General features: G+C 72.1%; 23 protein-coding genes and 1 pseudogene. 12 read left to right on the forward strand and 12 right to left on the reverse strand.

The genetic code is table 11. The features are described 5' to 3' along the window. The 4 genes and pseudogenes from K313_RS24600 to K313_RS0116000 form a co-directional block, all read right to left on the reverse strand. Positions 1 to 1099 (reverse strand): annotated as a pseudogene (locus K313_RS24600) (S1 family peptidase); the annotation flags it as partial. A 132-nt stretch (positions 1100 to 1231) separates the two neighbouring features. Continuing rightward, a complete protein-coding gene (locus K313_RS0115990) occupies positions 1232 to 1996 on the reverse strand; it encodes an SDR family NAD(P)-dependent oxidoreductase (RefSeq protein ID WP_029212463.1) in 765 nt (254 codons plus the stop codon). Positions 1997 to 2060: 64 nt separating this feature from the next. Further along, positions 2061 to 3212 (reverse strand): acyl-CoA dehydrogenase family protein, encoded by a 1152-nt coding sequence (locus K313_RS0115995; protein WP_029212464.1) that lies wholly within the window; start codon positions 3210 to 3212, stop codon positions 2061 to 2063. Between the two features lie 106 nt (positions 3213 to 3318). Beyond that, positions 3319 to 4335 carry an LLM class F420-dependent oxidoreductase gene (locus tag K313_RS0116000; protein WP_029212465.1) on the reverse strand — a complete coding sequence of 339 codons (1017 nt, stop codon included), beginning with the start codon at positions 4333 to 4335 and terminating at the stop codon, positions 3319 to 3321. Between the two features lie 319 nt (positions 4336 to 4654). On the opposite strand from K313_RS0116000, the gene K313_RS0116005 reads away from it, so the two are divergent. Further along, positions 4655 to 5956 carry a Fic family protein gene (locus K313_RS0116005; RefSeq protein ID WP_029212466.1) on the forward strand — a complete coding sequence of 434 codons (1302 nt, stop codon included), beginning with the start codon at positions 4655 to 4657 and terminating at the stop codon, positions 5954 to 5956. A gap of 93 nt (positions 5957 to 6049) precedes the next feature. Here the strand turns inward: K313_RS0116005 and K313_RS0116010 are convergent, their stop codons facing one another. Next, complete coding sequence (locus K313_RS0116010) at positions 6050 to 6886, reverse strand: SGNH/GDSL hydrolase family protein (RefSeq protein ID WP_029212467.1); 837 nt, start codon at positions 6884 to 6886, stop codon at positions 6050 to 6052. Then, entirely contained in the window at positions 6883 to 7563 is a 681-nt protein-coding gene (locus tag K313_RS0116015) for a uracil-DNA glycosylase (RefSeq protein WP_029212468.1), read from the reverse strand. Before K313_RS0116015 ends, K313_RS0116010 begins: the two co-directional genes overlap by 4 nt. A gap of 177 nt (positions 7564 to 7740) precedes the next feature. Between K313_RS0116015 and K313_RS0116020 the strand changes: the two genes are divergently transcribed. From K313_RS0116020 to K313_RS0116065, 10 genes are all read left to right on the forward strand, one after another. Then, positions 7741 to 8673 carry an ABC transporter ATP-binding protein gene (locus tag K313_RS0116020; RefSeq protein WP_019284363.1) on the forward strand — a complete coding sequence of 311 codons (933 nt, stop codon included), beginning with the start codon at positions 7741 to 7743 and terminating at the stop codon, positions 8671 to 8673. Positions 8674 to 8679: 6 nt separating this feature from the next. After that, on the forward strand, positions 8680 to 11229 hold the full coding sequence (locus tag K313_RS0116025) for an ABC transporter permease (protein WP_029212469.1): 2550 nt from the start codon (positions 8680 to 8682) through the stop codon (positions 11227 to 11229). A gap of 73 nt (positions 11230 to 11302) precedes the next feature. After that, the gene (locus K313_RS0116030; RefSeq protein WP_019284360.1) at positions 11303 to 11596 is read left to right on the forward strand and encodes a DUF3263 domain-containing protein; all 294 of its coding nucleotides are present in this window, start codon (positions 11303 to 11305) and stop codon (positions 11594 to 11596) included. Between the two features lie 81 nt (positions 11597 to 11677). After that, entirely contained in the window at positions 11678 to 12739 is a 1062-nt protein-coding gene (locus tag K313_RS0116035) for a P1 family peptidase (protein WP_029212470.1), read from the forward strand. Between the two features lie 51 nt (positions 12740 to 12790). Continuing rightward, on the forward strand, positions 12791 to 13228 hold the full coding sequence (locus tag K313_RS0116040; protein WP_029212471.1) for a hypothetical protein: 438 nt from the start codon (positions 12791 to 12793) through the stop codon (positions 13226 to 13228). Positions 13229 to 13384: 156 nt separating this feature from the next. Further along, a complete protein-coding gene (locus K313_RS0116045; RefSeq protein ID WP_029212472.1) occupies positions 13385 to 13777 on the forward strand; it encodes a PAS domain S-box protein in 393 nt (130 codons plus the stop codon). Positions 13778 to 13803: 26 nt separating this feature from the next. Continuing rightward, on the forward strand, positions 13804 to 14181 hold the full coding sequence (locus K313_RS0116050) for a diguanylate cyclase domain-containing protein (RefSeq protein ID WP_240483998.1): 378 nt from the start codon (positions 13804 to 13806) through the stop codon (positions 14179 to 14181). A gap of 15 nt (positions 14182 to 14196) precedes the next feature. Then, positions 14197 to 15102: an EAL domain-containing protein gene (locus K313_RS0116055; RefSeq protein ID WP_029212474.1), complete on the forward strand. Its 906-nt coding sequence runs from the start codon at positions 14197 to 14199 to the stop codon at positions 15100 to 15102. A gap of 155 nt (positions 15103 to 15257) precedes the next feature. Further along, positions 15258 to 16883 carry a chaperonin GroEL gene (gene groL, locus K313_RS0116060; RefSeq protein ID WP_029212475.1) on the forward strand — a complete coding sequence of 542 codons (1626 nt, stop codon included), beginning with the start codon at positions 15258 to 15260 and terminating at the stop codon, positions 16881 to 16883. A gap of 474 nt (positions 16884 to 17357) precedes the next feature. Next, on the forward strand, positions 17358 to 18281 hold the full coding sequence (locus K313_RS0116065; RefSeq protein WP_051274180.1) for an EamA family transporter: 924 nt from the start codon (positions 17358 to 17360) through the stop codon (positions 18279 to 18281). Between the two features lie 187 nt (positions 18282 to 18468). Here the strand turns inward: K313_RS0116065 and K313_RS0116070 are convergent, their stop codons facing one another. Continuing rightward, entirely contained in the window at positions 18469 to 18759 is a 291-nt protein-coding gene (locus tag K313_RS0116070) for a WXG100 family type VII secretion target (RefSeq protein ID WP_019284352.1), read from the reverse strand. Between the two features lie 149 nt (positions 18760 to 18908). Here K313_RS0116070 and K313_RS23185 point away from each other — a divergent pair, with 149 nt between their 5' ends. After that, a complete protein-coding gene (locus K313_RS23185; protein WP_029212477.1) occupies positions 18909 to 19682 on the forward strand; it encodes a DUF4031 domain-containing protein in 774 nt (257 codons plus the stop codon). Between the two features lie 70 nt (positions 19683 to 19752). Here K313_RS23185 and K313_RS0116080 read toward each other — a convergent pair whose 3' ends face one another. From K313_RS0116080 to K313_RS0116100, 5 genes are all read right to left on the reverse strand, one after another. Next, positions 19753 to 21141, reverse strand: a complete 1389-nt coding sequence (locus K313_RS0116080) for a GntP family transporter (RefSeq protein WP_029212478.1) — start codon at positions 21139 to 21141, stop codon at positions 19753 to 19755. A 3-nt stretch (positions 21142 to 21144) separates the two neighbouring features. Then, positions 21145 to 22056, reverse strand: a complete 912-nt coding sequence (locus tag K313_RS0116085; protein WP_019284348.1) for an NAD(P)-dependent oxidoreductase — start codon at positions 22054 to 22056, stop codon at positions 21145 to 21147. Between the two features lie 111 nt (positions 22057 to 22167). Continuing rightward, a complete protein-coding gene (locus K313_RS0116090; protein ID WP_029212479.1) occupies positions 22168 to 23601 on the reverse strand; it encodes a four-carbon acid sugar kinase family protein in 1434 nt (477 codons plus the stop codon). A gap of 87 nt (positions 23602 to 23688) precedes the next feature. Beyond that, positions 23689 to 24390 carry a FadR/GntR family transcriptional regulator gene (locus tag K313_RS0116095; RefSeq protein WP_019284346.1) on the reverse strand — a complete coding sequence of 234 codons (702 nt, stop codon included), beginning with the start codon at positions 24388 to 24390 and terminating at the stop codon, positions 23689 to 23691. 53 nt (positions 24391 to 24443) lie between these two features. Beyond that, on the reverse strand, positions 24444 to 25091 hold the full coding sequence (locus K313_RS0116100; RefSeq protein WP_029212480.1) for an HD domain-containing protein: 648 nt from the start codon (positions 25089 to 25091) through the stop codon (positions 24444 to 24446). Between the last annotated feature and the right edge of the window lie 18 nt (positions 25092 to 25109).

Genomic DNA, 25109 nt, shown 5'->3' on the forward strand with positions numbered 1-25109 from the left:
GGGACGGTCAGGGTCTGCTGCTGGTACTCGGTGGCGGTGGTGCCGTTGCCGCCGAGCCAGAGCTTCCAGGTGCCGGTGTGGGCGGGGCGTCCGGCGTTGTTGGTGATGGGGCCGGTGGTGCCGGTCCAGCCGGTCTGGCCGGACTCGAAGCCGCCGTTGACGACCGCGTTGCTGCCCGGCGTCGGGGTAGGCGTGGGCGTCGGGGTAGGCGTGGGCGTCGTGCCGCCGGGTCGCGTGCCGCCGATGGCGTCGATGGCCGACAGGATCTGCGAGCGGTAGGCCGAGATCTTGGTGTAGTGCCCCGCGTCGTTGGCGCGGGCGCAGCCGACGCCCCACGAGGTGATGCCGACCTGGACCTCGCGGCCGTAGGTGTTCTTGGCGAAGAGCGGGCCGCCCGAGTCGCCGTTGCAGGTGTCCTTGCCGGCCGTCCCGTTGCCCGAGGCGCAGATCTCGGCGTCGGCATACGGCAGGCAGCCGCTGCCGGTGTGCAGGGGGAGGTCCACCTGCTGGAGGTACTGCGTGCTGGCGCCGCCCTCGGTGAGCCGGCCCCAGCCGATGGCGGTGAACCAGGGGGAGCGGTCGAGCGACGTGTCTGCCGGCAGGGGGGGGCGAAGGTGGTGATGGTCGACGGGCGGTCCAGCTTGCCCACCGCCCAGTCGCCCTTGCGCGGGCCCGCCCCCGTCTTCCACGTGACGACCTTGCGGGACTCGCCCTTGGTGAAGTCGACCTCGCCGATGAGAGCCTCGACGCTCATCGTCGACGGCGTCTCGTCGAGGCAGTGCTGGGCCGTCAGGACGGTGTCCGGGCTGATGAGGGTGCCGCCGCAGCCGAAGGTGCCGCCCGAGGTGGTCATCTTGATCTTGACGGCCATGGGCCACCGGCCCTCGGGGGCCTGGCCGCCGCCGACGATGGGGTTGACGTCCGGCGGTGCGGCGGGAGCGCCGGCCTGGGCGATGGGGGCGAGGACGCCGGCACCGAGCGTGACGGCGGCGACGGTCGCGAGGGACATGAGGGCAGGGCGGGGCACGGTCAGATGGCGCATCGATGACTCCTGTGGGTGAGCACGGCCTGGGGATGGGAGGGCCGTATGGGGGATCATCCTGGACCGTCAGCGATCCCCTGTAAAGACCTTCTGGCCTCTGATTGTTTCTTGATCGGTCAACACGCCACGAGATACGCAGAGGGCACGTCCCGTCACGGAACGTGCCCTCGGTCCAGGCTTGACGAGTGGTCAGCGAGGCGGCATGCGCAGCGCCCCGTCGAGGCGGATCACCTCACCGTTGAGCATGGGGTTGGCGATGATGTGCTCCGCGAGCCCAGCGAACTCCTCGGGGCGGCCGAGGCGTGACGGGTGCGGGACCATCGCGCCGAGGCTGGCGCGGGTCTCCTCCGGCATGCCGGCCATCATCGGGGTCTCCATGGTGCCGGGGGCGATCGTCATCACGCGGATGCCCTTGTCGGCGAGGTCCCGGGCGGCGGTGAGCGTCAGCCCGACGATGCCGGCCTTGGAGGAGGCGTATGCCGCCTGCCCGACCTGCCCGTCGTAGGCCGCGATCGAGGCGGTGCTGATGATGACGCCGCGGTCCCCGTCGACGGGCTCGTTGTGCACCATCGCCGCCGCCACCAGGCGCATGACGTTGAAGGTGCCGACGAGGTTGATGTCGACGACGGTCCGGAACGTCTCCAGCGCGAGGGGGCCACCGCGACCCACGACGCGACCCGGCGTCGCCACTCCCGCGCAGGACACCGCGATCCGCAGCTCGCCGAGCGTGGCGGCGACGTCGACGGCGGCCTGCACCCCGTCCTCGTCCCGCACGTCGGCGGGGCAGAAGCGCGCGCGCTCACCCAGCTCCTCCGCGACCTGGGCCCCGCGCGAGGTCTCGAGGTCGACGATGACGACGGCCGCGCCGGCGGCGTGCAGGGCGCGGGTGGTGGCCTCGCCGAGGCCCGAGCCGCCGCCGGTGACGAGGGCGACGGTCTGGTCGGTGATCTTCACGAGATGTCCTGTCCTGGTGGGATGTTGACGATCGGATGATAGGTCTGGCCGCGGCCCGACGAGCTCAGCCGCGGAGCAGCGCCCGCGAGATGACGAGGCGCTGGATCTGGTTGGTCCCCTCGAAGATCTGGGTGACCTTGGCCTCGCGCATGTAGCGCTCGACGGGGAAGTCCATCGTGTAGCCCGCGCCGCCGAGCACCTGCACAGCGTCGGTGGTGACCTTCATCGCCGCGTCCGTGGCGGTGAGCTTGGCGACCGACGCCTGCTTGCCGACGCTGCGCCCGGCGTCCTTCATGCGGGCGGCCATGAGATAGGTCGACCGCGCCTGGTGGACGGCGGCCTCCATGTCGGCGAGCAGGAAGGCCAGGCCCTGGAACTCGCCGATGGTCCGGCCGAACTGCACGCGCTCCTTGGCGTAGCGCACGGACACGTCCAGCGCGGCCTGGGCCAGGCCCGTGGCGCACGCCGCGATGCCGAGACGACCGGCGTCGAGGGCGGCCAGCGCGATCGGCATACCCTGCCCCTCCGCACCGATGCGGCGACCCTCGTCGACCTCGACCCCCTCGAGGTAGACCTGGCGGACCGTGTCGCAGTGCAGGCCCATCTTGCGCTCGGGCTCGGCGAAGCCCAGCCCCGCCGCGTCCCCCGGCACGATGAAGCAGGACAGGCCCTTGGCGCCCTCGTCGCTCGTGCGGGCGAAGGTCGTGTAGAAGTCGGCATGGCCCGCGTGCGAGATCCAGGCCTTGGTGCCGCGCAGGGCGTAGGGACCCGAATCCCCTTGGCGCGTGGCCCGGGTCGTCATCGAGGCCACGTCGGACCCGGCCTGCGGCTCGGACAGGCAGTAGGCCCCGAGCTGCTCGCCGGAGAGCATGCCGGTGAGCAGGTCGCGCTGCTGCTCCTCGGTGCCGTAGGTCGCGACCGGGAAGCAGGTCAGCGAGTGCACGGACACGCCCACGGCCACCGACATCCAGGCGTAGGCGATCTCCTCGACGACCTGCAGGTAGACCTCGTAGGGCTGGCCGCCGCCCCCCAGCTCCTCGGGGTAGGCCAGCGTCAGCAGGCCCGACCTGCCGAGCAGCGTGAAGATCTCGCGGGGGAACTCGTGAGCGGCCTCCATGGCATCGACCTGGGGCGCGAGCTTGTCGCGGCAGATCTCGCGGGTGAGGTCGATGAGGTCCTGGGACTCGTCGTTGGGCATCAGGCGCTCGGCTGGCATGCCCCTGAGGATAGGACTTGACGTCGCGGAAGGCGCAGGCCCGGGAGCGCTGCCCGGGGCCCGCGGCGACCGTGATCTACAGCACGGAGACCTGCAGCACGCAGACCTACAGCACGATCTCGGCGATCTGCCGCACGGTGCGGGCGTTGCCGTGGACGACCATCGTGGTGATTAGCGACTCCTCCCACGCGGCGAGCTCGTCCTTGATCTTGGCCACCGGGCCGACGAGCGCGATGCGCGACACCATCTCGGTCGTGACGGCGGCCACGGCCTCCTCCTTGCGCCCCGCCAGGAACAGCTCCTGGATGCGCTCGCACTCCGCCTCGAAGCCCAGCCGTGCGACCGCGTCGTAGTGGAAGTTCTGCCCCTTGGCGCCCATCCCGCCGACGTAGAGCGCGATGTGCGGCCGAAGCCGATCGGCCGCCCGCTCGAGGTCCTCGTCCACGACGACCTGCACCGGCAGCGCCACCTCGAAGTCGTCCGGGCGGCCGCCACGCGCGGCGAAGCCCTCGTCGAGGCAGCGGCGGTAGAAGGAGTCCTCGTAGGGGGAGTAGAACAGCGGCAGCCACCCGTCGGCGATCTCGGCCGTGAGGGCGACGTTCTTGGGGCCCTCGGCGGCGATCAGGATGGGGATCGTCTCGCGGACGGGGTGCAGCGTGGACTTGAGCGGCTTGCCGAGACCGGTGCCACCCTCAATCGGCACCTGGTAGTGGCGGCCGGTGTGCTGCACCACGTCCCGACGCATGGCGGCGCGCAGGATCTCGACATACTCCCTGGTCCGGGCGAGGGGCTGCCGGTAGGGCTGGCCGTACCATCCCTCGACGACCTGCGGTCCGCTGGCCCCGATGCCGAGCGCGAACCGTCCGTCGGAGAGGTGGTCCATGGTCATCGCGGCCATGGCGGTGGCGGCGGGGGTGCGCGCCGACATCTGCATGACGGCGGTGCCGAGCGTGAGGCGCGTGGTGCGGGCGCCGAGCCACGCGAGCGGCGTCAGTGCGTCGGACCCGTAGGCCTCGGACGTCCAGACGGAGTCGAACCCGCACTGCTCGGCGGCCGCGACGGCCTCCTCGACCCCCTCGGGCTTGCCCGTGCCCCAGTAGCCCAGTCCCAGACCCAGCTTCATCGCCTGCTCCTCACCGTTGGATTACCGGCCAGTATGCCCGGGGTGCCCGGGCGGGACCAGGACGAGGCCGTATGACGAACCCCACCCGCTCGCGCGCAGGACGGTCCATCCACAGACGGTGAGGACGGCGTGGCGGCGGATCGAGTGGATCTCACCGCTCGGCTCGTCAGGGGTGTGGGAGAGCCGCGGGGCCGAGTCGGCAGCTGGCAGCCGTCCGACCTTAGGGCTCAAGGTGTCGCCGCGGCCCCGTCGAGGCAACTTTAAGCGTTAAGGTTGCCACAGGGCATCTTGAGGGCATCTCGACGAAAGGCTAGCGACTATGGGCACGTGGGAGCAGGCGTGGTGGGACTCGTCCGAGCCCAGCCTGCCTCGGCGCGAGCGGCGTTCGGGGCCCTACCCGCGATATGTGCCGGACCTGCTGGTCGGCGCCGCGCTGGCTCTCGACCCGGAGACGGATCGGCTCGTCGCGGAGGCCGAGCGGCGTGTGCGTTCGCTCGACGGGGACCTTCGAGATCTTGCCGGGATCTCCCGCTTCCTCCTGCGCTCCGAGGCGATCGCGTCGTCGCGCATCGAGGGGATCGCGCCGTCCGCCCGAAATGTGGCGCTCGCCGAGCTGGGTCAGAGCGAGGAGGTCAAGGGGGTCGGCGAGCAGGCGCAGATGGTTGCGAACAACATGGCCGTCGTCCGTGAAGCGACCACCCGCCTCGTCGGCGTCGATCACGTGGCGGTCGAGGACATCGAGGCCCTGCATCGGTCCCTTCTCCCCCGGGAGGAGCACCACCACGGGCTGCGGCAGGTGCCGAACTGGATCGGCGGCTCTGACTGGCATCCCCTCGACGCCGACTTCGTCCCTCCCGACCCCGAGCGAGTGCCCGCCCTCATGCAGGATCTCGTCGCCTATCTCGCCGGAGGACTGCACTCGCCCATCGCCCAGGCGGCGCTGGCGCACGCCCAGTTCGAGACGATTCACCCCTTCACCGACGGCAACGGCCGGGTGGGCCGCGCACTCATCCACACCGTGCTCGCCCGCCGCGGACTGACTCGCGACGCGGTGCTGCCCATCAGCCTCGTCCTGTCGACGATGCGCAGCCGGTATGTCGAGGGACTGACGACATACCGGGTCGCCGCCAGTGCGGACTCGGTGACAGGGATGGCGGTGCGCTCGGCCTGGATCGCCGTCTTCTCGACGGCGACGATCCTTGCCTGTGACCAGGCGGAGCGGATCGCGAGCGAGCTGGCGGCTCTGCGCGCTGACTGGGACACGAGGATTGCGGAGGAGCGGACGAAGAAGGGTGCCACCCGCGGCCTGCGTAGCGATTCGGCCACGGCGGCGATCCTCGCGGACCTTCCTGCGACGCCAGTCCTCACCGTAGCCACCGTGGTCCGGATCCACGGCGTCTCGCGGACCGCAGCCGGGAAGGCGCTGGACGAGCTCTACGTAGCACGGATCCTGACGAGGAAGGCCATCGGGCCGGGGCGGCAGGCCTACGTGGCCGACGACCTCCTCGACATGATCACCTGGGCCGAACGTCGGCTCGCGAGCACCCGCTTCGACACGAGACAGAGCGCGCCTCACCGCGGCGCTCCCACAGCCCCTCCGGCAAGGCCCGCTCATGACTGACTCCGACAGGCTCATCGACAAGCTCTGGCCCTGCTGCGATGTCCTGCGCGGGATCGCCTGCGAGAAGCTCTGAGAGCTCAGCGGCTGCGGCCGTCAGTGCTGGGAGGGGGCGAAGGCGCGGCGCGGGTCGACGACCTGCAGCGTGGGGTACTTGGGGGCGCGGCCGTCGCCGGACGACCGGCCCGTGAGGCGGCGCTGGACCCAGGGGCCGACGTAGGTGCGGGCCCACTCGACGTTGCCGCGCAGCGCCTCCGAGCGAGCGGATGCAGCCATGGGCGGCAGCGGCGTGCGCCAGTCGGCGAGCTCGGGCGGGAAGCCCAGCGACTGGAAGGCCTCGGCGGCGACGCGCTCGTGACCGTCCGGCGTCATGTGGATGCGGTCCTCGGACCACATGCGCCAGTCCTTGAGCGGCGTGAGGGCCCACTGGTTGAGCAGGTAGCACTCGTGCCGCTGGGCGATGGCCACGATGTGCGCGATGTAGGTCGCCGCGCGACCGCGCGTCAGGCCGACGAGGGGCGCGTCCTTGGGGTCGGTGGGGGTGGCCATGAGGACGTCGGCGCCGGTCGCGCGGATGCGGGCGACCGCACCCTCCAGGCGGGACGCCAGCGCGTCGATGTCGGCGCGGGGACGCAGGATGTCGTTGCCGCCGCCCACGATCGACACGAGGTCGGGCTCCAGCGCGAGCGCGTCGTCGACCTGCCGGGTCACGATGTCGTCGAGCAGGCGGCCCCGGATGGCGAGGTTGGCGTAGCGCAGCTCCCGGTCGTCCTTGGCGGCCACGACGGCCAGCATCGCCGCGAGGCGGTCCGCCCATCCGGCATACACGTCACCGTCGGGAGAGGCCGGGTCCGGGTCGCTCATCCCCTCGGTGAAGGAGTCGCCGATGGCGACGTAGCGGCCCCAGGACCTCGGATCACGGGCGATGCTCACGGGAGCCTCCAGTCGATGGGTTCGGCGCCCTGCTCCTGCAGGGCGGCGTTGGCGCGGCTGAACGGTCGCGAGCCGAAGAACCCGGCGTGCGCCGACAGGGGTGAGGGGTGGGCGGACTCGATGCATGGTATGCCGGGAAGGTGGGGCGCCAGGTTGCGGGCGTCGCGACCCCACAGGATCGCCACGAGAGGGCCGCCGCGCTCGACCAGCGCCGTGATCGCGCAGGCCGTGACGGCCTCCCAGCCCTTGCCACGGTGGCTGGCAGGCTTGCCGGGCTGGACCGTGAGGACGCGGTTGAGCAGCAGCACGCCGTGGTCCGCCCACGGCGACAGGTCGCCCGAGCCTGGCTGGGGGACACCGAGGTCCGTCGTCAGCTCCTCATAGATGTTGACCAGCGAGCGGGGGATCGGGCGCACGTCCGGGGCGACCGAGAAGGACAGGCCCACCGCGTGACCCGGGGTGGGATAGGGGTCCTGGCCGACGATCAGCACCCGCACGTCGGGCAGCGGCTGCTCGAAGGCGCGCAGCACGTGGGCCCCGGCCGGGAGGTAGGGGCGACCCGCCGCGACCTCGGCCCGCAGGAAGTCCCCCATGGCCCGCACCTGGTCGGCCACCGGCTCGAGGGCCGTCGCCCACGTGGGGTGGACGATCTCGGACAGCGGCTGGGGCGGGGTCACGGCGACCACCCTAGACGGATCCCGGCGCCATCAGGTGTCGCTCAGGGTCCGGCCAGGGGTTTCCCCTGGCCCTGACGCAGCGTCAGGCCAGTAGCCTCGAGGGAGCAGCGGTCGGCCTCCCGGCTGGACCGCCACCGGACTCGCGGCAGCGGGGACCTATCGGAGGGGATGTCAGGGATGGGACTGTTCAAGAGGCAGCAGCCACGTCACGCACGACAGCAGACGGAGCCGGTGGTCGAGGCCGGCGACCCGCGCGAGACGGCGGCCACGCACGAGACGGTGGCCACGCACGAGACGGTGGCCACCCGGGAGGTCCGCGCGCCGGCATACGAGCAGCGGGCGGTCCAGGGCGAGGTCGCCGCCTCGACGCGGGGCCTGGCCAAGGTCTATGGGCAGGGCGACGCCCGGGTGGTCGCGCTCGGGGGCGTCGACATCGCGTTCGAGAAGGGGCGGTTCACCGCCGTCATGGGACCGTCGGGGTCCGGCAAGTCGACCCTGATGCACTGCGCGGCCGGGCTGGACGCGCCGACCGCCGGGCAGGTCTTCGTCGGGGACACCGAGATCGGCGGCCTCAAGGACAAGGACCTGACCGAGCTGCGGCGCGACCGCATCGGCTTCGTCTTCCAGGCCTTCAACCTCATCCCGACCCTGACGGCGGAGGAGAACATCCTGCTCCCGCTGTCGATCGCCGGGCGCAAGCCGGACCCGGAGTGGTACGACACCGTCATCGACACCGTCGGGCTTCGAGACCGGCTGCGGCACAAGCCGTCCGAGCTGTCCGGCGGCCAGCAGCAGCGCGTCGCCTGCGCCCGCGCGCTGGCCAGCAAGCCCCAGATCATCTTCGCCGACGAGCCCACCGGCAACCTCGACTCCCGCTCCGGGGCCGAGATCCTCGGCTTCCTGCGGCGCAGCGTCGACGAGTTCGGTCAGACGATCGTCATGGTCACCCACGACCCCGTGGCCGCGGCCTACTGCGACCGCGTCGTCTTCCTCGCCGACGGCGAGCTCGTCGACGAGCTGCAGAGCCCGACCCGCGAGGACGTGCTCGACACCATGGCCCACCTGGACGAGCTGGTCCAGGGGCGCCGCCAGCCCCAGCGGGCAGGCTGACCCGCCATGCTCCGCACATCGTGGAAGTCCCTGATGGGCCGCAAGCTGCGGCTCCTCATGAGCGCCTTCGCCATCGTCCTCGGGGTGTCCTTCGTCAGCGGCTCCCTGATCTTCACCGACATGCTCGGCAGCACCTTCAACGGCATCATGAACGGCACCGTCGCCGACGTGAACGTCCAGCCCAAGGGCTCGTCGGCCGGGGGCGCGACGGCCGGGTCCCGCAGCGTCCTCACCCGCGCCCAGATCGACCGGATCGGCCAGGTGGAGGGCGTCCGGTCGTCCGTGGGCGCCATCACCGTCACCGACGCCTACCTCGTCGGCAAGAACGGCAAGGTCCTCGCCACCGTGGGGCCGCCGTCCATCGGCGGCAACGTCATCACCGAGCCGGCCTTCGGCGGCCAGCAGGGCATGGTCGTCAAGAGCGGACGGACGCCCCAGCGGGAGGGTGAGGTCGCGATCGACCCCGCCTCCCTCGAGAAGTCCGGCTACCGGTTGGGCGACACCATCGCCATCGCCAGCTCGGGGGCCGAGCCCACCATGCGGGCGACCATCGTCGGGACGGTCCTGTGGGGCTCCAAGGGGTCCACGGCGGGCGCGACCTACGCGATGTTCGACGACCGGACCGCGCAGCAGCAGTGGATGGGCGGCAAGGACGCCTACCAGGCGGCCTGGGTCACGGCCGAGCCCGGGCAGGACGTCGACGCCCTGGCCGAGCGGGTCCGCGCCCTGACGCCGGCCGGCTACGAGACCCTGACGGGCGCCGAGCTGGCCAAGAAGAGCGAGGACCAGGTCGGGCAGGCGCTGTCGTTCATCTCGACCTTCCTGCTCGTCTTCGCCGGCATCGCCCTCGTCGTCGGGTCCTTCCTCATCGTCAACACCTTCTCGATCCTCGTCGCGCAGCGCTCCCGCGAGCTGGCGCTCCTGCGGGCCATGGGGGCGAGCCGGCCGCAGGTGCGCCGGGCCGTGCTCTTCGAGGCGTTCGTCGTCGGGCTCGTCGGCGCCACCCTCGGGCTGCTGCTCGGCCTGGGGATCGCCCAGGGCATCTCGGCGATGTTCTCGACGTTCGGCCTCGACATGGGGTCCACCCCACCTCGGCTCACGCTGCAGGCGGTGGCGGCGTCATACGTCGTGGGTCTGCTCGTGACGATGCTCGCGGCCTATGTCCCGGCCCGCAAGGCGTCCTCGGTGCCCCCGGTCGCCGCCATGACCGGTGACGCGCTGACCGGCCGGTCCGACCTCGGACGACGGCTGGCCATCGGCCTGACCCTGACCGGCCTGGGCGTCGCCGGGCTGCTCGCCGGGCTCTTCTGGGAGGACGCCCCCGGGCGCACGTGGTGGATCGGGGCCGGCGCGCTCCTGACGCTGCTCGGCGTGGCCTTCACCTCGCCGGTGCTGGGCAAGCCGGTCCTGTGGGGCCTCGGCCGGGTCTACCGCGGGATGTTCGGCCAGGTCGGAGCGCTCGCCGAGACCAACGCCACCCGCAACCCACGCCGCACGGCCGCCACCGCCTCGGCCCTGATGATCGGCCTGACCCTCGTGACCACGATGGCGGTGCTCGGCCAGTCGGCCAAGACCTCGCTGACGGGCATCATCGAGGGCGGGCTCCGCGGGGACTACATGTACTCCAACCCGGCCTTCCAGCCCTTCTCGCCCGCCATCGCCGACCAGGCGGCCAAGGTCGACGGGGTGGCCAGTGTGCACCGCATGCGGATGGCGTTCGGGACGCTCGGGGGCGAGCAGACGATCCTGGGAGCGATGGCGCCGAGCGACTTCGACAAGATCTTCAAGCAGGAGGCCGGCCGGGGCTCGCTCGCGGACTTCCGCAAGGGCACGGTCATGGTGCCCGAGAAGATGGCGACCGACAAGGGCTGGGCGCTCGGGCAGAAGGTCGACGTCGCGCTCCCCAGCGGGCCGCTGCCCCTGACCCTCGCGATGACCTACCAGCAGGACGAGGGGATGGACGGCGGGCTCTACACCACCCTAGACACCCTCGCGGACGCCGGGGTGCCGGCGACCGACATGCGCGTGGTGGTGGACGTGGCGGGCGGCGCCGACAAGGCCAAGGTCCGTCAGCAGCTGGAGACCATCGTCAAGGACCTGCCCATGGTGACCGTCAAGGACAACCAGGAGTTCGCCAAGACCCAGACGGGGCAGATCGACCTGCTGCTCAACATGATCTACGCCCTGCTCGGGCTGGCGATCGTCATCGCCGTGCTCGGCATCGTCAACACGCTCGCCCTGTCCGTCATCGAGCGGACGCGCGAGATAGGGCTGCTGCGGGCGATCGGCCTGCGGCGGGGACAGCTGGGGCGGATGATCCGGCTCGAGTCGGTGGCGATCGCGCTGCTCGGCTCGGTGCTCGGTCTCGGCATGGGGCTGCTCTTCGGCTTCGCGCTGGTCCGGGCGCTCGAGGGCGACGGGCTGGCCCTGCACGTGCCGTGGGTGCAGCTGCTGGCGTTCCTCGTCGTCGCGGGGATCGTGGGGGTGCTGGCCGCGCTGTGGCCGGCCCACCGCGCCGCGCGGATGGACGTGCTGCGGGCGATCCAGACCGAGTGAGCGGCGGCCATGTGGGTGATCAGGGGCGCGGCACGAATGACATGCGTGTGATTCGGCCGCTACCCTGAGGCTCATGAGCGCCGCACTGCACCCCACGTCGGCCGAGCGTCCCGTCGCCTCCCTCAGCGACCGGGAGCGCGAGATCCTCGCGTTCGAGCGCCAGTGGTGGAAGTACGAAGGCGCCAAGGAGCAGTCCGTCAAGGAGCTGTTCGACATGAGCGCGACGCGCTACTACCAGGTGCTCAACGCCCTGATCGACACGCAGGCGGCCCTGGAGCACGATCCCATGCTCGTCAAGCGGCTGCGGCGCATGCGCGCCCAGCGGCAGCGCGCCAGGTCAGCACGCCGGCTCGGCGTCCAGCTCTGACCCCCACAGACCCGTAGGCCCCCGTCCTCGCACAGGACGGGGGCCATCGGCATCCCGGGGGCCGGGAGTAGATTCGCGGGCATGCGCACCGGACCCACCAACACCCTCGTCGACGTCGCCGGGTTCCGGGTCGGTCACGCGACCCGGGACGAGACGGGCTGGCTGACCGGGACCACCGTCGTGCTCCCGCCGGATGGCGGCTGCGTCGCCGGCGTGGACGTGCGCGGCGCGGCCCCCGGGACCCGCGAGACCGACCTGCTCGACCCGCGCAACCTGGTCGACCGGGTCGACGCCGTGGTCCTGTCCGGCGGTTCGGCCCTCGGGCTCGCCTCGGTCGACGGCGTCGTCCAGGGGCTGCTGGAGGACGGCATCGGGTGGCCCATGGGCTCGCACGGGCAGGTCGTGCCCATCGTCCCCGCAGCGGTCGTCTTCGACCTCGGGCGGGGCGGCGAGTGGCGGCACCACCCCGGCTTCCGGGACGGTCAGGCCGCGTATGCCGATGCGCGCGACTCGGGTGCGCGGCCGGTGCCGATGGGCGCCGTCGGCGGCGGGACGGGGGCCAAGGTCGGCGGCTTCAAGGGCGGCGTGGGCTCGGCGTCCTGCGTGCTCGACGACGGTGTCACGGTGGCCGCCCTGTGCGTGGTCAACGCCATCGGGTCCGCGGTGGACGAGACCACCGGCGAGCTGTGGGGCGCCCGTCACGAGCTCGACGACGAGCTCGCCGGCCTGATGCCGCCGTCGGCGCAGGAGGTCGCCGCCGCGCGCACAGTGGCCGCCGGCCTGCCCGAGCGGTTCGCGGGGATGCCGGGCATGGCGACGACCATCGGCGTGGTCGCCACGGACGCACGGCTCAGCAAGGCGCAGTGCCACAAGATGGCGGGCGTGGCCCACGACGGGCTGGCGCGGGCGCTCAAGCCGGTGCACACCTACTTCGACGGGGACACGCTCTTCGCCCTCGCCTCGGGGGGGCACGAGCGCGAGCTCTCCCTGCCGGAGCTGGCCCTCGTCCAGGAGGCGGGAGCGGACTGTGTGACGCGCGCCGTGATGCACGCCGTGCTCGCGGCCGACTCGGTCGACCGCAGGGCCGACGGCGGCGCGGCTTGGCGCTCCTACCGCGCAGCCTTCCCCTCGGCATACGGCTGACCGATCGAGGGACTGACCGGCCCGGCCGCCCGAGTCTGGGAGAGTGGTCGTATGACGGAGCAGTGGGACACGCCGGACAAGCTCGCCGCCATGGGCGACGCCACCGAGGCCACCGTGCCCGGGTGGCGTCGGCCGGCCCTGTGGGCGGTGGGGATCAGCGCGGCCTCGTCGGAACCGGAGTGGGAGTTCCCGTGCGTCAACCGCGGCGCGGGCTACCTGCCCGCGGTGGTGCTCGGCCGGCTGGTGCGGCACAGCCGGACGACCGAGACGCTGCCGGTGTCGGCGGAGGTGCTGCGCCGGGCCGTCGACGACCTGTCGCCGGCCGAGGCCTGCACCTCGGTCGACCACCCCAACCTCGTGGCGTGGCGGTGGCTGCTGGGCGAGATCGAGTCCAACCCCGCGCGGGACCTGGTCGTGGTCTACGTCGACGACCTGGACGACCCCGTGAGCAGCGAGGCCGACGGCGAGCTGAGGGCCGCGGCCTCCTGACAACCGGCCTGACAGGACCCGAGCGGCCCGCCGACGCAGGTCACGCTGGGTCGATCGGCGTCACGGACGCGATTTCTTCAGACGCGGAGGGTAACGCTCGTCATACTTGATGCAGAGGACGTGCCGGCGCCCGCTCGTCGAAGGCTCCGCGAGGCGATGGCCGGGAGCCGTCAGCAGGAGGAATACTTCCGCAGCCTCGTCCAGGACTCGCAGGACGTGATCATGATCTGCGACGGGCGTGGGGTGCTGGAGTACGTCTCACCCGTCGCCGAGCGGGTGATCGGGACCGAGGAGGCCCTCCGCAGCGTCGACGACCCGCGGTCCTCGACGCTGGCCGAGGTGCTGCTCGTCGATCCCACCGTCGTCACGGAAGCGCTGCGCCTGGCGAAGGACGAGGGGTCCGCGTTGTTCGACGTCCAGACCGACGGTCGGGTCCTCGAGACCTCGGTCGCCCCGCGTCCCGACGGGTTCGTGGTCGCCGTGCGCGACGTCACCGCGCGGGTAAGCTGTGCGAGCGGCTGCACGCGCTCGCCTACAACGACACCCTGATCGGGCTCGCCAACCGTCCCCAGCTGCTGGAGCGCCTCGGTGAGCTGCTGGACGACCCGGTGGAGCGCTCCGAGGTCGCCCTGATCTTCGTCGACCTCGACCGGTTCAAGCAGGTCAACGACTCCAGCGGGCACCACGCCGGCGACGCCCTCCTGCGCGAGGTCGCCGCGCGGATCACCGGCGTGACCGGGCCCGGGCGCCTGCTCGCCCGCCTCGGCGGGGACGAGTTCGCCGTGGTGGCGTCGGCCGGCATCGAGGAGGCGACGGAGCTGGCCGGTCACGTGCACGACGCCCTCGCTCGGCCGTACGGCCTCCTGGACCGGGTGCACCAGGTCGGCGCGTCGATCGGCGTCGCGGTGGCGGAGCCGGGGGAGCCCCGCCTCGCCCCGGAGGAGCTCCTGTAGCGGGCGGACCTCGCGATGTATGCCGCGAAGCAGGCGCACGAGGCCTGGCGTGCCTACGACCCCGGCATGCGGGCCGCCGTGGAGCGCCGCGCCGACGCCGACCACGAGATCACGAGGGCCTGGGGAGCTGACTCCGTCCGCCTCTACCTGCAGCCCATCGTGCGCACGCACGACCTCACGGTGCACTCGGTGGAGGCGCTGCTGCGGTGGGTGGGTGCCGACGGTCGGGTCGTCGGCCCCGCGACCGTGCTGGACTACGCCACCCGCACCGGGCAGATGACGCGCCTCACCCAGTGGGTCGTCTCGGGCACCGTGGAGTCCCTGAGGCGCATCGGGTCTGGTGGTGTCCCGGTCTCGATCAACCTGCCCACCGCGCTGCTGGACGTCGAGGACGTGGCGCCGAGGCTCGAGGACACGCTGCGTCGGGGCGGGCTCCGACCCGCCGACGTGCACCTCGAGCTCACCGAGGAGGCGATGGTCGATCGCGGCCCTCGGTCCGCGGAGACGATGCAGAACCTGCGTGCCCGGGGTTTCCGGGTCTACGTCGACGACTTCGGGACCGGTTACTCGTCACTGAGCTATCTCGTCCACCTGCCGATCGACGGGATCAAGATCGACCGTGCGTTCGTGCGGGACCTGCCCACCTCCGTCGCGGCCCGGTCCATCGTCCGCGCGCTCGTGGCCGTCTCCGAGGAGCTGGGGGTCGAGCTCCTCGCCGAGGGCGTCGAGACGGGGGCGGAGGCCGCGTGGGTCGAGCGACTCGGGGTCCCCCTGGCCCAGGGCTTCTGGTATGCCCGCCCCGCCGACGCCGCGCGGCTCCCCAGCCTGCGGGAGCTGGCGTCCTGGGGGTCGTTCATGGGCGCCGGAGGCGTCCGGCATACGACACCATCGTCATTTGCACTCGGGGGTGCCGAGTGCTAATCATGGTGTTAGCACTCTCCTAGCGAGAGTGATAAGAGCCCGGTCGTATGACGAGGTCCGGGGTCCCCAGGTGATGTGAACCCGGTGGCCACGAGCCGTCCGTCGCGGGCGTCCTGCGACCGACACATCCGTTTCGTGTGGGAGGAAACCCCCGAATGGCCAAGCTGATTGCCTTCGACGAGGAGGCCCGTCGCGGTCTCGAGCGCGGCATGAACATCCTTGCCGACGCCGTCCGCGTCACCCTCGGCCCCAAGGGCCGCAACGTCGTCCTGGAGAAGAAGTGGGGAGCCCCCACCATCACCAACGACGGCGTGTCCATCGCCAAGGAGATCGAGCTCGAGGACCCGTACGAGAAGATCGGGGCCGAGCTCGTCAAGGAAGTTGCCAAGAAGACCGACGACGTCGCCGGTGACGGCACCACCACCGCGACGGTCCTCGCGCAGGCCATGGTCAAGGAGGGCCTGCGCAACGTCGCGGCCGGCTCCAACCCCATGGCGCTGAAGCGCGGCATCGAGACCGCCGTCAAGGCCGTCTCCGCCGAGCTGCTCGACATGGCCAAGGACATCGAGACCAAGGAGCAGATCGCCTCCACCGCCTCGATCTCCGCCGCTGACCCCCAGATCGGTGAGCTCATCGCCGAGGCCATGGACAAGGTCGGCAAGGAAGGCGTCATCACCGTCGAGGAGTCCAACACCTTCGGCCTCGAGCTCGAGCTCACCGAGGGCATGCGCTTCGACAAGGGCTACATCGCGCCCTACTTCGTCACCGACACCGAGCGCATGGAGGTCGTCCTCGAGGACCCCTACGTGCTCATCGTCAACTCCAAGATCTCGGCGATCAAGGACGTCCTGCCGCTGCTCGAGAAGGTCATGCAGTCCGGCAAGCCGCTCGCGATCATCGCCGAGGACGTCGAGGGCGAGGCCCTGTCCACGCTGATCGTCAACAAGATCCGCGGCACCTTCAAGTCCGTCGCCGTCAAGGCCCCGGGCTTCGGTGACCGTCGCAAGGCCATGCTCGGCGACATCGCCATCCTCACCGGTGGCCAGGTCATCTCCGAGGAGGTCGGCCTCAAGCTCGACACCACCGAGCTCGACATGCTCGGCCGGGCGCGCAAGGTCGTCGTCACCAAGGACGAGACCACGATCGTCGAGGGTGCCGGCGACGCCGACCAGATCGCCGGTCGCGTCGCGCAGATCCGTTCCGAGATCGACCGCAGCGACTCCGACTACGACCGTGAGAAGCTCCAGGAGCGCCTCGCCAAGCTCGCCGGTGGCGTCGCCGTCATCAAGGCGGGCGCGGCCACCGAGGTCGAGCTCAAGGAGCGCAAGCACCGCATCGAGGACGCCGTGCGCAACGCCAAGGCGGCCGTCGAGGAGGGCATCGTCGCCGGTGGTGGCGTGGCCCTGCTGCAGGCCACCGACGCTGCGTTCGCCAAGCTCTCCCTGGAGGGCGAGGAGGCCGTGGGCGCCAACATCGTCCGCGTCGCTGCCGAGGCTCCGCTGAAGCAGATCGCGATCAACGCCGGTCTCGAGGGTGGCGTCGTGGCGGAGAAGGTCCGCCACCTCACCCCGGGCGAGGGCCTGAACGCCGCCACGGGCGAGTACGTCGACATGATCAAGGCCGGCATCATCGACCCGGCCAAGGTCACCCGCTCCGCCCTGGAGAACGCCGCGTCGATCGCCGCGCTGTTCCTCACCACGGAGGCCGTCATCGCCGACAAGCCGGAGAAGGCTGCGGCGGCGGCGCCTGGTGGCGACGACATGGGTGGTATGGGCTTCTGACGAAGCGCGTAGGTGAGGCCTAGTCCCGAGGAACGAGGGACACGGCCGAGCCGGAGTGCGAGGAAGAAGCCCGATCAAGCACAGGCTTCTGACGCACGACGCAGACGGAGCCCGATCAAGCTCAGGCTTCTGACGCACAAGATTCCCGAAGGGCGGCTCACCGATCACGGTGGGCCGCCCTTCGCGTGCGTAGCTGCTGCACATAGCAGGTCGAGCATGAGCCGGGGTGTTGTGCCGCAACGGAATTCGACGGGGACGGGTCCCGATGTGCAGCAGTTGTGCGCGCCGCCGGGCCTCGGTGGGCGGATGCCGCGCCTGCGAGCGCGTCTTGGCGCACCAGCCGGGTCGTATGCCGGGCCGCCGGGCACGTGAGCGACGTCATGCCGTCCGAAACGTGGGTGGACGTGCGCTCCAGGGCCCGGTCGGGGGAGAGTCGTGGTCGGACCACATCGACGACACCGCAGGAGCCCCAGCATGATGCCGCGCAAGGACACCTTCCTGGCCTGCGTGGTCATCCTCATCTGGGGCGTGAACTTCGTGGCGGCGAAGTACGGCATGGAGGTGATCCCGCCGCTGCTGTTCGCGGCGCTGCGGTTCACGCTGGTCGCGTTCCCCGCGGTGCTGTTCGTCCGGCCGCCGGGCAACGGGTGGCGGACGGTGCTGGCGTGCGGAGCGACGATGTCGGCGGGGCAGTTCGCGCTGCTCTACACCGCGATGAACCTCGGGATGCCGGCGGGGCTGGCGTCGCTGGTGCTGCAGATCCAGACGGTGTTCACGGTGACGATCGCGGCCCTGGTGCTGCGGGAGCTGCCGACGCGCTGGCAGGTGGCGGGCATCGCCATCGGGGTGCTCGGCATGGTCGTGGTGGGGTGGGAGTTCATGGTGGCGGCGCCGGTGCTGCCGTTCGTGATGACGATCGCGGCCGCCGCGTCGTGGGGGATGGGCAACGTGCTCACCCGTCGCCGTCCGCCGCGGGACGGCTTCTCGCTGGTGGTCTGGTCGGCCCTGGTGGCGCCGCTGCCGCTGCTCGGTCTGTCGCTGTGGCTGGAGGGCTGGGAGCGGGACCTGCATGCGCTGACGCACCTGACGCTGACGTCGGTGCTGGGGCTGGCGTTCGTCACCTACGGCGCCTCGATGGCGGGCTACGGCCTGTGGAACCTGCTGCTGTCGCGCCATGCGGCGTCGACGGTGTCGCCGTGGTCGATGTTCGTGCCGGTCATCGGCACGGTCGCCGCCTACTTCTACAACGGTGAGACCCCGACGGTCCTCGGCCTGGTCGGGGCGGTGGTCATCATCGTCGGCGTGCTCATGGCCCTCGGTGTGCTCGGCCCGCGTCGACGGCCACGGTCGGACCTGCCGGACCGGGAGCACCCGGCTTCAGAGCCCGCGGGTCTCTGAGGCTCGGGCCGCCTCGGGCGACCGGCTCCTGGCGACGCGCCCGGTCCAGGGCCCGGTTCCCGGTTCCGCCAGACCGTCGAGGGACACCGAACCGGAAGAAGGCCGCGGCGGGGCTGGGGGACCCCCCGCCGCGACCCTCCCGACCCGGGCGGGCCGAGCCCGTGGGCCCGCCCGGGAGCTCGTGGGGTCAGCGGAACATCGCGGTGTTGGCCTGCTCGGTGTCGGCATACTGCACCCCGGCCTGCTGGAGCAGCCGGTTGATCGACTCCAGTGACTCGCGCACCTGCGACTGGGTGCCGCGCCACTGCGCGATGACCCCCTGGAAGCCGGCGGAGGCGCTGCCCTGCCAGGCGTCCTGCAGGGCGGTCAGGCGGCCCATCATGGCCCCGACCTGCGTCTCGATCTCCGCGGAGATCTGGCCGATGTCGGCCGAGGCCGCCGAGATGCGCTCGGTGTCGACGGTGAAGGTTGCGCTCATGTCCGAATCCTCTGCTCGCGTTCGACCCTGGTGGCCCTTCCGGTGTGCCCGGACCGGCTGAGAGCAACTCTGCCCGGCTCGGCCCGTGACCTGGTGCGCTCATCCACAGGCGGGGTCGGTTAGCCTGCCAGCATGGGGACGGTGACCGCGTGACGCTCTATGTCGACGCTCCGCAGTGGCCGGCGCACGGCCGCCACTTCGCCCACCTCATCTCGGACCGCTCCTACGACGAGCTGCACGCCTTCGCGGCGGAGGTGGGACTGCACCCGCGGTCCTACGACGGTGACCACTACGACGTCCCGCAGGAGCGCCACGCAGACGTGGTCGCGGCCGGGGCGCGCCTCGTCGACGGTCGGGAGGTGGTCCGGCTGCTCCACGCCACGGGACTGCGCTTCCGCAAGCGCAAGGGCGAGCGCCCGATGGGCCGCTACCCGGACGTGGTGCCGACCGTCGCCGGACCGCACCACCTCGACGTGATCGTTTCCGACCAGGAGCCGCCCGAGCCGACGACCTCGGCGGCGGCGACCTTCGTCTTCGACCGGTCCGATCGCCTCCTGATGGTCCACAGCCGCGCCCGTGGCGGGTGGGAGGCGCCGGCCGGGGCCCGCGAGCCCGGCGAGACCCCGCGCGCCGGAGCGGTCCGCGAGGTGCGCGAGGAGACCGGCTTCGACCTCGACGAGGCGCTGCTGCGGCCGATCGGCTACGAGCGGATCACTCAGAGCCGACCGTCGCCGCGCTGGCCGCACCTGCCTCACTGCCACGTGGCGATCTATGCCGCGGACCTGGACGTGGACGGGCCCTCCCTCACGCCATACCGCACCGAGGTCCACGACGCGGTCTGGGTGCCGCTCGACCAGGTCCCCGAGCACTGCTCGGCGCAGTTCTGGTGGCCGGTGCTGGACTGGTTCCTGCAGCAGCGCTGACGCGCGCCGCAGGAACCAGTCCAGCACCGGCCGGGACCGAGCCGAGCAGCACCCGACGAGCAGCGGCGGCTCAGACGAGCGCCCAGGCGGCCGCGACCGTCCCGAAGCCCACGAGGCTGCCGATGGTCGACAGGACGGTCCAGGTCTTGAGCCCGTCCGCCACGCTGAGTCCCAGGTAGCGCGTCACGATCCAGAAGCCGGAGTCGTTGACGTGGGAGGCGGCATACCCGCCGAAGGCGATGGCCAGCAGGATCAGCACGACCTGCACCGAGCTGAATCCCCCTGAGGCGATGGAGGGCTGGACCAAGCCGGCCGTCGTCAGGATCGCCACGGTCGCGGAGCCCTGCGCCACGCGCAGCCCCACCGCGATGAGGTAGGCCATGAGCAGGACGGGCATGCCCAGCCCCGCCAGGGACCCGGACAGGGCCTTGCCGACGCCCGTCTCGATCAGGACGTTGGCGAAGACGCCGCCCGCCCCGGTCACGAAGATGATGACGGCGACCATCGGCAGGGCGGAGTCCATCAGCTCGCCGCCCTTCTCCATGCTCCAGCCCTGGTTGAGGCTGATCACGTAGTACGCCAGCAGCGCCCCCACGAGCAGGGCGAACGGCGGGGCGCCCACGAGCGAGAGGATGTTGCGCAGCGTGCCCTTGGGCAGCAGCATCGCGCCCGTCGTCCCGGCCATGATCATGCCGATGGGGATGAGGATGAGGGCCATGACGGTGCCCGCGCTCGGGACCTTGCGGCGCGGTGCGTCGGCGCCCCCGGCATACGAGCCGGTCGCGAGGTCGGTGGAGTGCTCGGCCGTCTTGAGGGCCTCCGTGGCGGGGGAGTCCTGCAGGGTGATCCGGTCGTAGCGCATCCGCTGGGACACGAGGTAGCAGACGACGGCCATCGGGATGCAGGCGAGCAGGCCGAGGATGGTCAGCAGGCCGGCGTCGGCGCCGAGCGTCGCGGCGGCCGCGACGGGACCAGGGTGCGGCGGCACCGCCACGTGGACCGCCAGCAGCACGGCCGCGACCGGCAGGCCGATCTTGAGCGGCGAGATGCGGGCGACGGCCGCGAAGCCGAACACGATCGGCGCCAGGATGATCACGCCCACGTCGAAGAACACGGGGATGCCGAGCACGAAGGCGGCGCAGGTCACAGCGAGCACGACGCGCTTCTCGCCGAGGCGGGCGGTGAAGCGGCGGGCGAGGTTCTCGGCGCCGCCGGACAGCTCGATCATCCGGCCGAGCATCGCGCCGAGGCCGACGATGATCGCGACGGAGCCGAGGGTCTTGCCCATGCCGTTGGTGAGGACGGTGATGACCTTCTCGGGGGCGATGCCGCCGGCGAGCGCGGTCACGAGACTGACCAGGATCATGGCGACGAACGCCGGCATCTTGGCCTTGATGACGAGCAGGAGCATGACCGCGATCGCGCCGGCGGCCAGGCAGAGCAGGTATGCCGTGGACATGGCTCAGGCCCCCTGGACGTCGGGGGTCGTGACGCGGGTGGGGGCGAGGACCCGGATGACGCTCGAGTCGTCGGAGGCCGCCAGGCCGTGGGACTGGCCGAGCAGGTAGAGCTGCTGCGCCGCCGCCGCGACGGGCGTGGCGAGACCCGCGCCCTTGGCGGCGGTCGCGACGATGCCCATGTCCTTGACGAAGATGTCGAGACGGCTGCGCACCTCGGCCCCGTCCTCGTCGTAGGCCTGCAGCATGCGCGGCCCGCGGTCGCCGAGCATGAACGACGCCGCGGCGCCGGCACCCAGCGTCTCCAGGGCGGCGGCGGGGTCGAGCCCGAGCGCGTCGGCCAGGGCGAGCGCCTCGGCGCCGGCGGCGATGTGGACGCCGCACAGGAGCTGGTTGACGGTCTTCATGGCCTGGCCGGCACCGGCGCGGTCACCCACGCGGCGCAGGGTCGAGGCCATCGCCTCGAGGACGGGACGGGCGACGTCGTATGCCGTGTCCTCGGCGCCCACCGTCACGAGCAGGTCGCCGTTGCCGGCGCGGGTGGGGCCACCGGACACGGGCGCGTCGACGAGGCCGAGGCCCTGGTCGGCGAGGCGGGTCGCGACGTCCTCGACCGCGGCGATGCCGACCGTCGAGGTGAGCAGCACCACGCTGCCGGGCTCGAGGACCTCGGTGACGCCGTCGTCACCCCACAGCGCGGCCTCGAGCTGCTCGGCGTTGCGGACGGCGACGAGCACGACGTCGGCGTCGGTGGCGGCCTCGCGGGCGCTGGCGTGGCCCGTGGCGCTGGTGGTGCCGAGGCCGGCGGCGCGGGAGGGGTCGAGGTCGTAGGCCCGGACGGGGAAGGTCTGGGCGAGGTGCGTGGCCATGGGCAGGCCCATGGCGCCGAGTCCGAGGACGGCGACGGTGGGGGTCACGGGATCTCCTTCGATCGTGAGGGTGCAGCGGTTGGGGCGATGGGGCGATGGGGCGCGGAGGGGTGCGGCGGGGCGCCATACGGCAGGTGCGTGGTGCGCGTGGGACCGACGTCAGCGGGAGAGGGTGTCCACCACGTCGGCGAGGGAGGCGTCGGTGCCGACGTTGCCGGCGAAGACGATGTAGGGGATGCCGCGGGCGGGTCCGTCCACCGGCTCCCACAGCGACACGATCCCGGGGAGCATCGGGCCGCGGACGTAGGCGCGGGCGATGCCGAGACCGCGGCTGGCGACGTCCGAGGAGGTGATGCCGCCCTTGGCCACGACGAAGCGCGGCGCCCGGCGGGCGAGGACCTGCTGGACCACCTCGACGACCGCGGTGGACACGGTGCGGGCGATGTCGAGGGAGCTGTCGGCGTCGTCGCCGCGCACGAGGGTGCGGCTGGTGCGGACCACGACGGTGCCGGTGGCGAGGGCCTCCACGACGGTGTCGACCACGGCGAGCAGGTGGGCGTCCCGGTCCTCGGAGCGGACGGTGGGGACGTCGATCTCGAGCTCGACCGGCTGGGTGCGCTCGCGCAGGGCGTCCAGCTGGCGGGTGGTCAGGGCGACGTGGGAGCCGACGACGACGAGGCCGCCGGTGGCGTCCTCGGCCAGCCCGCCGTCGCGGATGCGGGCCACCTCCGCGGAGGTGAGGGGGGTGCGGGGCTCCTGGCCGATGAACGCGCGGGGAAAGGGCGGGCCGACGCGGTAGAGGAAGGTGGAGCCGGCGGCCTCGGCCTCGAGCAGGGCGGCGCTGAGCAGGCGCAGGTCGTTCTCGTCGACGATGTCCGCGACGACCGGTTGGCCGTGGGTGAGCGAGCGCAGGAGCGCGACGGTGCCGGCACGGTCCTGGCGCAGCAGGTCCAGCCCGAGGGAGACGACCCGGGACTGCTCGCGGGTGGTCCCGGACTTCTCGGCCACCCAGTCGCGCAGGTCGGAGCTGGCGTAGCCGAAGGTCGCGTCGCGCGCGAACTCGGTCTCGCCGACGGGGGTGTAGCCGTCGACCGGGTTGCCGGCGTGGTGCACCGCGTCGACGGTGACGCGCCCCGCGTCGCCGAAGGCCGGGACGAGGACGACGCCGTCGACGTGGGGGCCGTCGAGCTCGGCCAGGGTCTCGGCGATGGTGTCGGTCTCGAGCGGGAAGTGACCGCGCAGGGTGGAGTCGGAGCGGGACACGAACCCCACGGTGACGCCGGTCTCGCGGGCGGCGGCCAGGGCGGAGGTGACGACCTCGCGGTTGACGCGGGCGGCGTCGGCGGGGGCGAGGCTGCGGGAGTTGGTCATGACGTAGACCGCGGGCTCGCGCTGCTGCAGGGCCCAGGCCAGGGAGTCGACGTCCCACGCCGTGAGCACGGGCAGGTCGGCGACCGACTGGGTGCCGGTGGGGTCGTCGTCGAGGACGACGAGGACGCGGCCGCGGCGGGCGACCTCGGCCGCGATCTCGGCGGCGGGCTGGTGGGGGCCGGCGGCGTGGTGGCGCACCAGGTCGTCGAGTGTGACGCTCACGGGTCTCTCCTTTGAGATCAGAGGTCTGATGTCTAGAGAGGGTAGCGGGGGACCACCGAGGAGGGAAGGGGTGGCGCGATCTCGGCCTCAGAGCCGCACGTGGGTCGCCAGGTCGTCGGAGGTCTGGTCCATGTGGGCGTCCATCGCGGCCTGGGCCGCCTCGGGGTCGCCCGTGCGGAGCGCAGCCAGCACCCGTCGGTGGTGGTCGAGCGCGTGCTCGCGGATGACCGGGACCTCCGAGGTCTGGTAGCGGGCCCGCTCGAGGACCCGGCGCAGCGGGTCGTAGACGGCCCCGAGGAAGGGGTTGCCGGCGGCCTCGAGGATCCGGGCGTGGAAGGCCATGTCGTGGCGGACGAAGGACTCGAGGTCGGACTGCGTGACGGCCTCCGCCATGGCCTCGCAGTGCTGCTGCAGGAGGTCCAGGTCGCGCTCGGTGGCTCGCCGGGCGGCGAGCGCGCAGGCCCCGACCTCGATCATCCGGCGGATCTCGATCAGCGACTGGGCCGTGGCGTCGGACCCCTGGCCGCCGGCCCGCGCGGCGCGGCTGACCGCGTCGAGGTCGGTCCAGCGGTCGACGGGGTTCACGAAGGTCCCGTTGCCGTGCTCGACCCGCAGCACGTGCCCGGCGGCGAGCGTGGCGGTGGCCTCGCGGACCGTCAGGCGGCTCACGCCGAGCAGCGTGGCGAGCTCGTCCTGGCCGGGCAGCCGGTCACCCGGGCCGAGCCGGCCCGACACGATGCGGTCCAGCAAGGTCGTGACGGTCTCGTCGACCAACGAGCTGCGCGGCATACGGCCCTCTCCTCCTGGTGGTGCCAGCCAGGATAGGACGCGGAGGAGGCCGGTCAGGCCAGCCGGGCCAGCTCTCGCCGGACGTTGTCCCGGGCCGCCGCCTCCCAGGCGGTGCGCGCGCCGGGCGTGGCATAGATGTGCGGTCGCTCCACGAGCGCCTCGAGGATGCGGGAGCGGCCGGTCCGGTAGTCGTCGTCCGGGACGGCGGGGTACTCGTCGCGGACCTGGCGGCAGTACTCGTCGAACCGGTCGGCCGGCGCCCCGAGGATCCACAGGTCGGCGTCGAGGAAGGCGGCGTGCACCGGGTCCGTCGTCGGGCCGTGCTCGGCGGTCGCGTGCACGAGCCCGGCCACCTGCTCGATCAGGTCCACCTCGGCGTCGAGCTCGTCGAGCAGCTCGACGGCCAGGGCGGCGCTGGCCTCCTCGTTGGCGCCGGGCTCGGCGGTCACGTCGTAGACCGCGTCGTGCAGCCACGCCGCCACCCGGCAGGCCAGCAGCTGGGGTGGGGTGAGGGCGTCGTCGGCGGCGAGCCGGCCGAGGACCGCGAGCATCTCGGCGAGGTGGTGGATGCCGTGATAGGTCCGGTGCGGCTCGCGCCAGTGGTCGACGAGTCGCGTGGCCGCGCGCTCGAGGGGGACCGCGTCGGCCCGAGGGGCGAGGGCCTGCAGGTCGGCCTGGCAGGCGGCGACGAGCTCATCCATGGCCCCACCCTCTCATCC

The organism is Arsenicicoccus bolidensis DSM 15745, assembly GCF_000426385.1.
GTDB classification, from domain to species: domain Bacteria; phylum Actinomycetota; class Actinomycetes; order Actinomycetales; family Dermatophilaceae; genus Arsenicicoccus; species Arsenicicoccus bolidensis.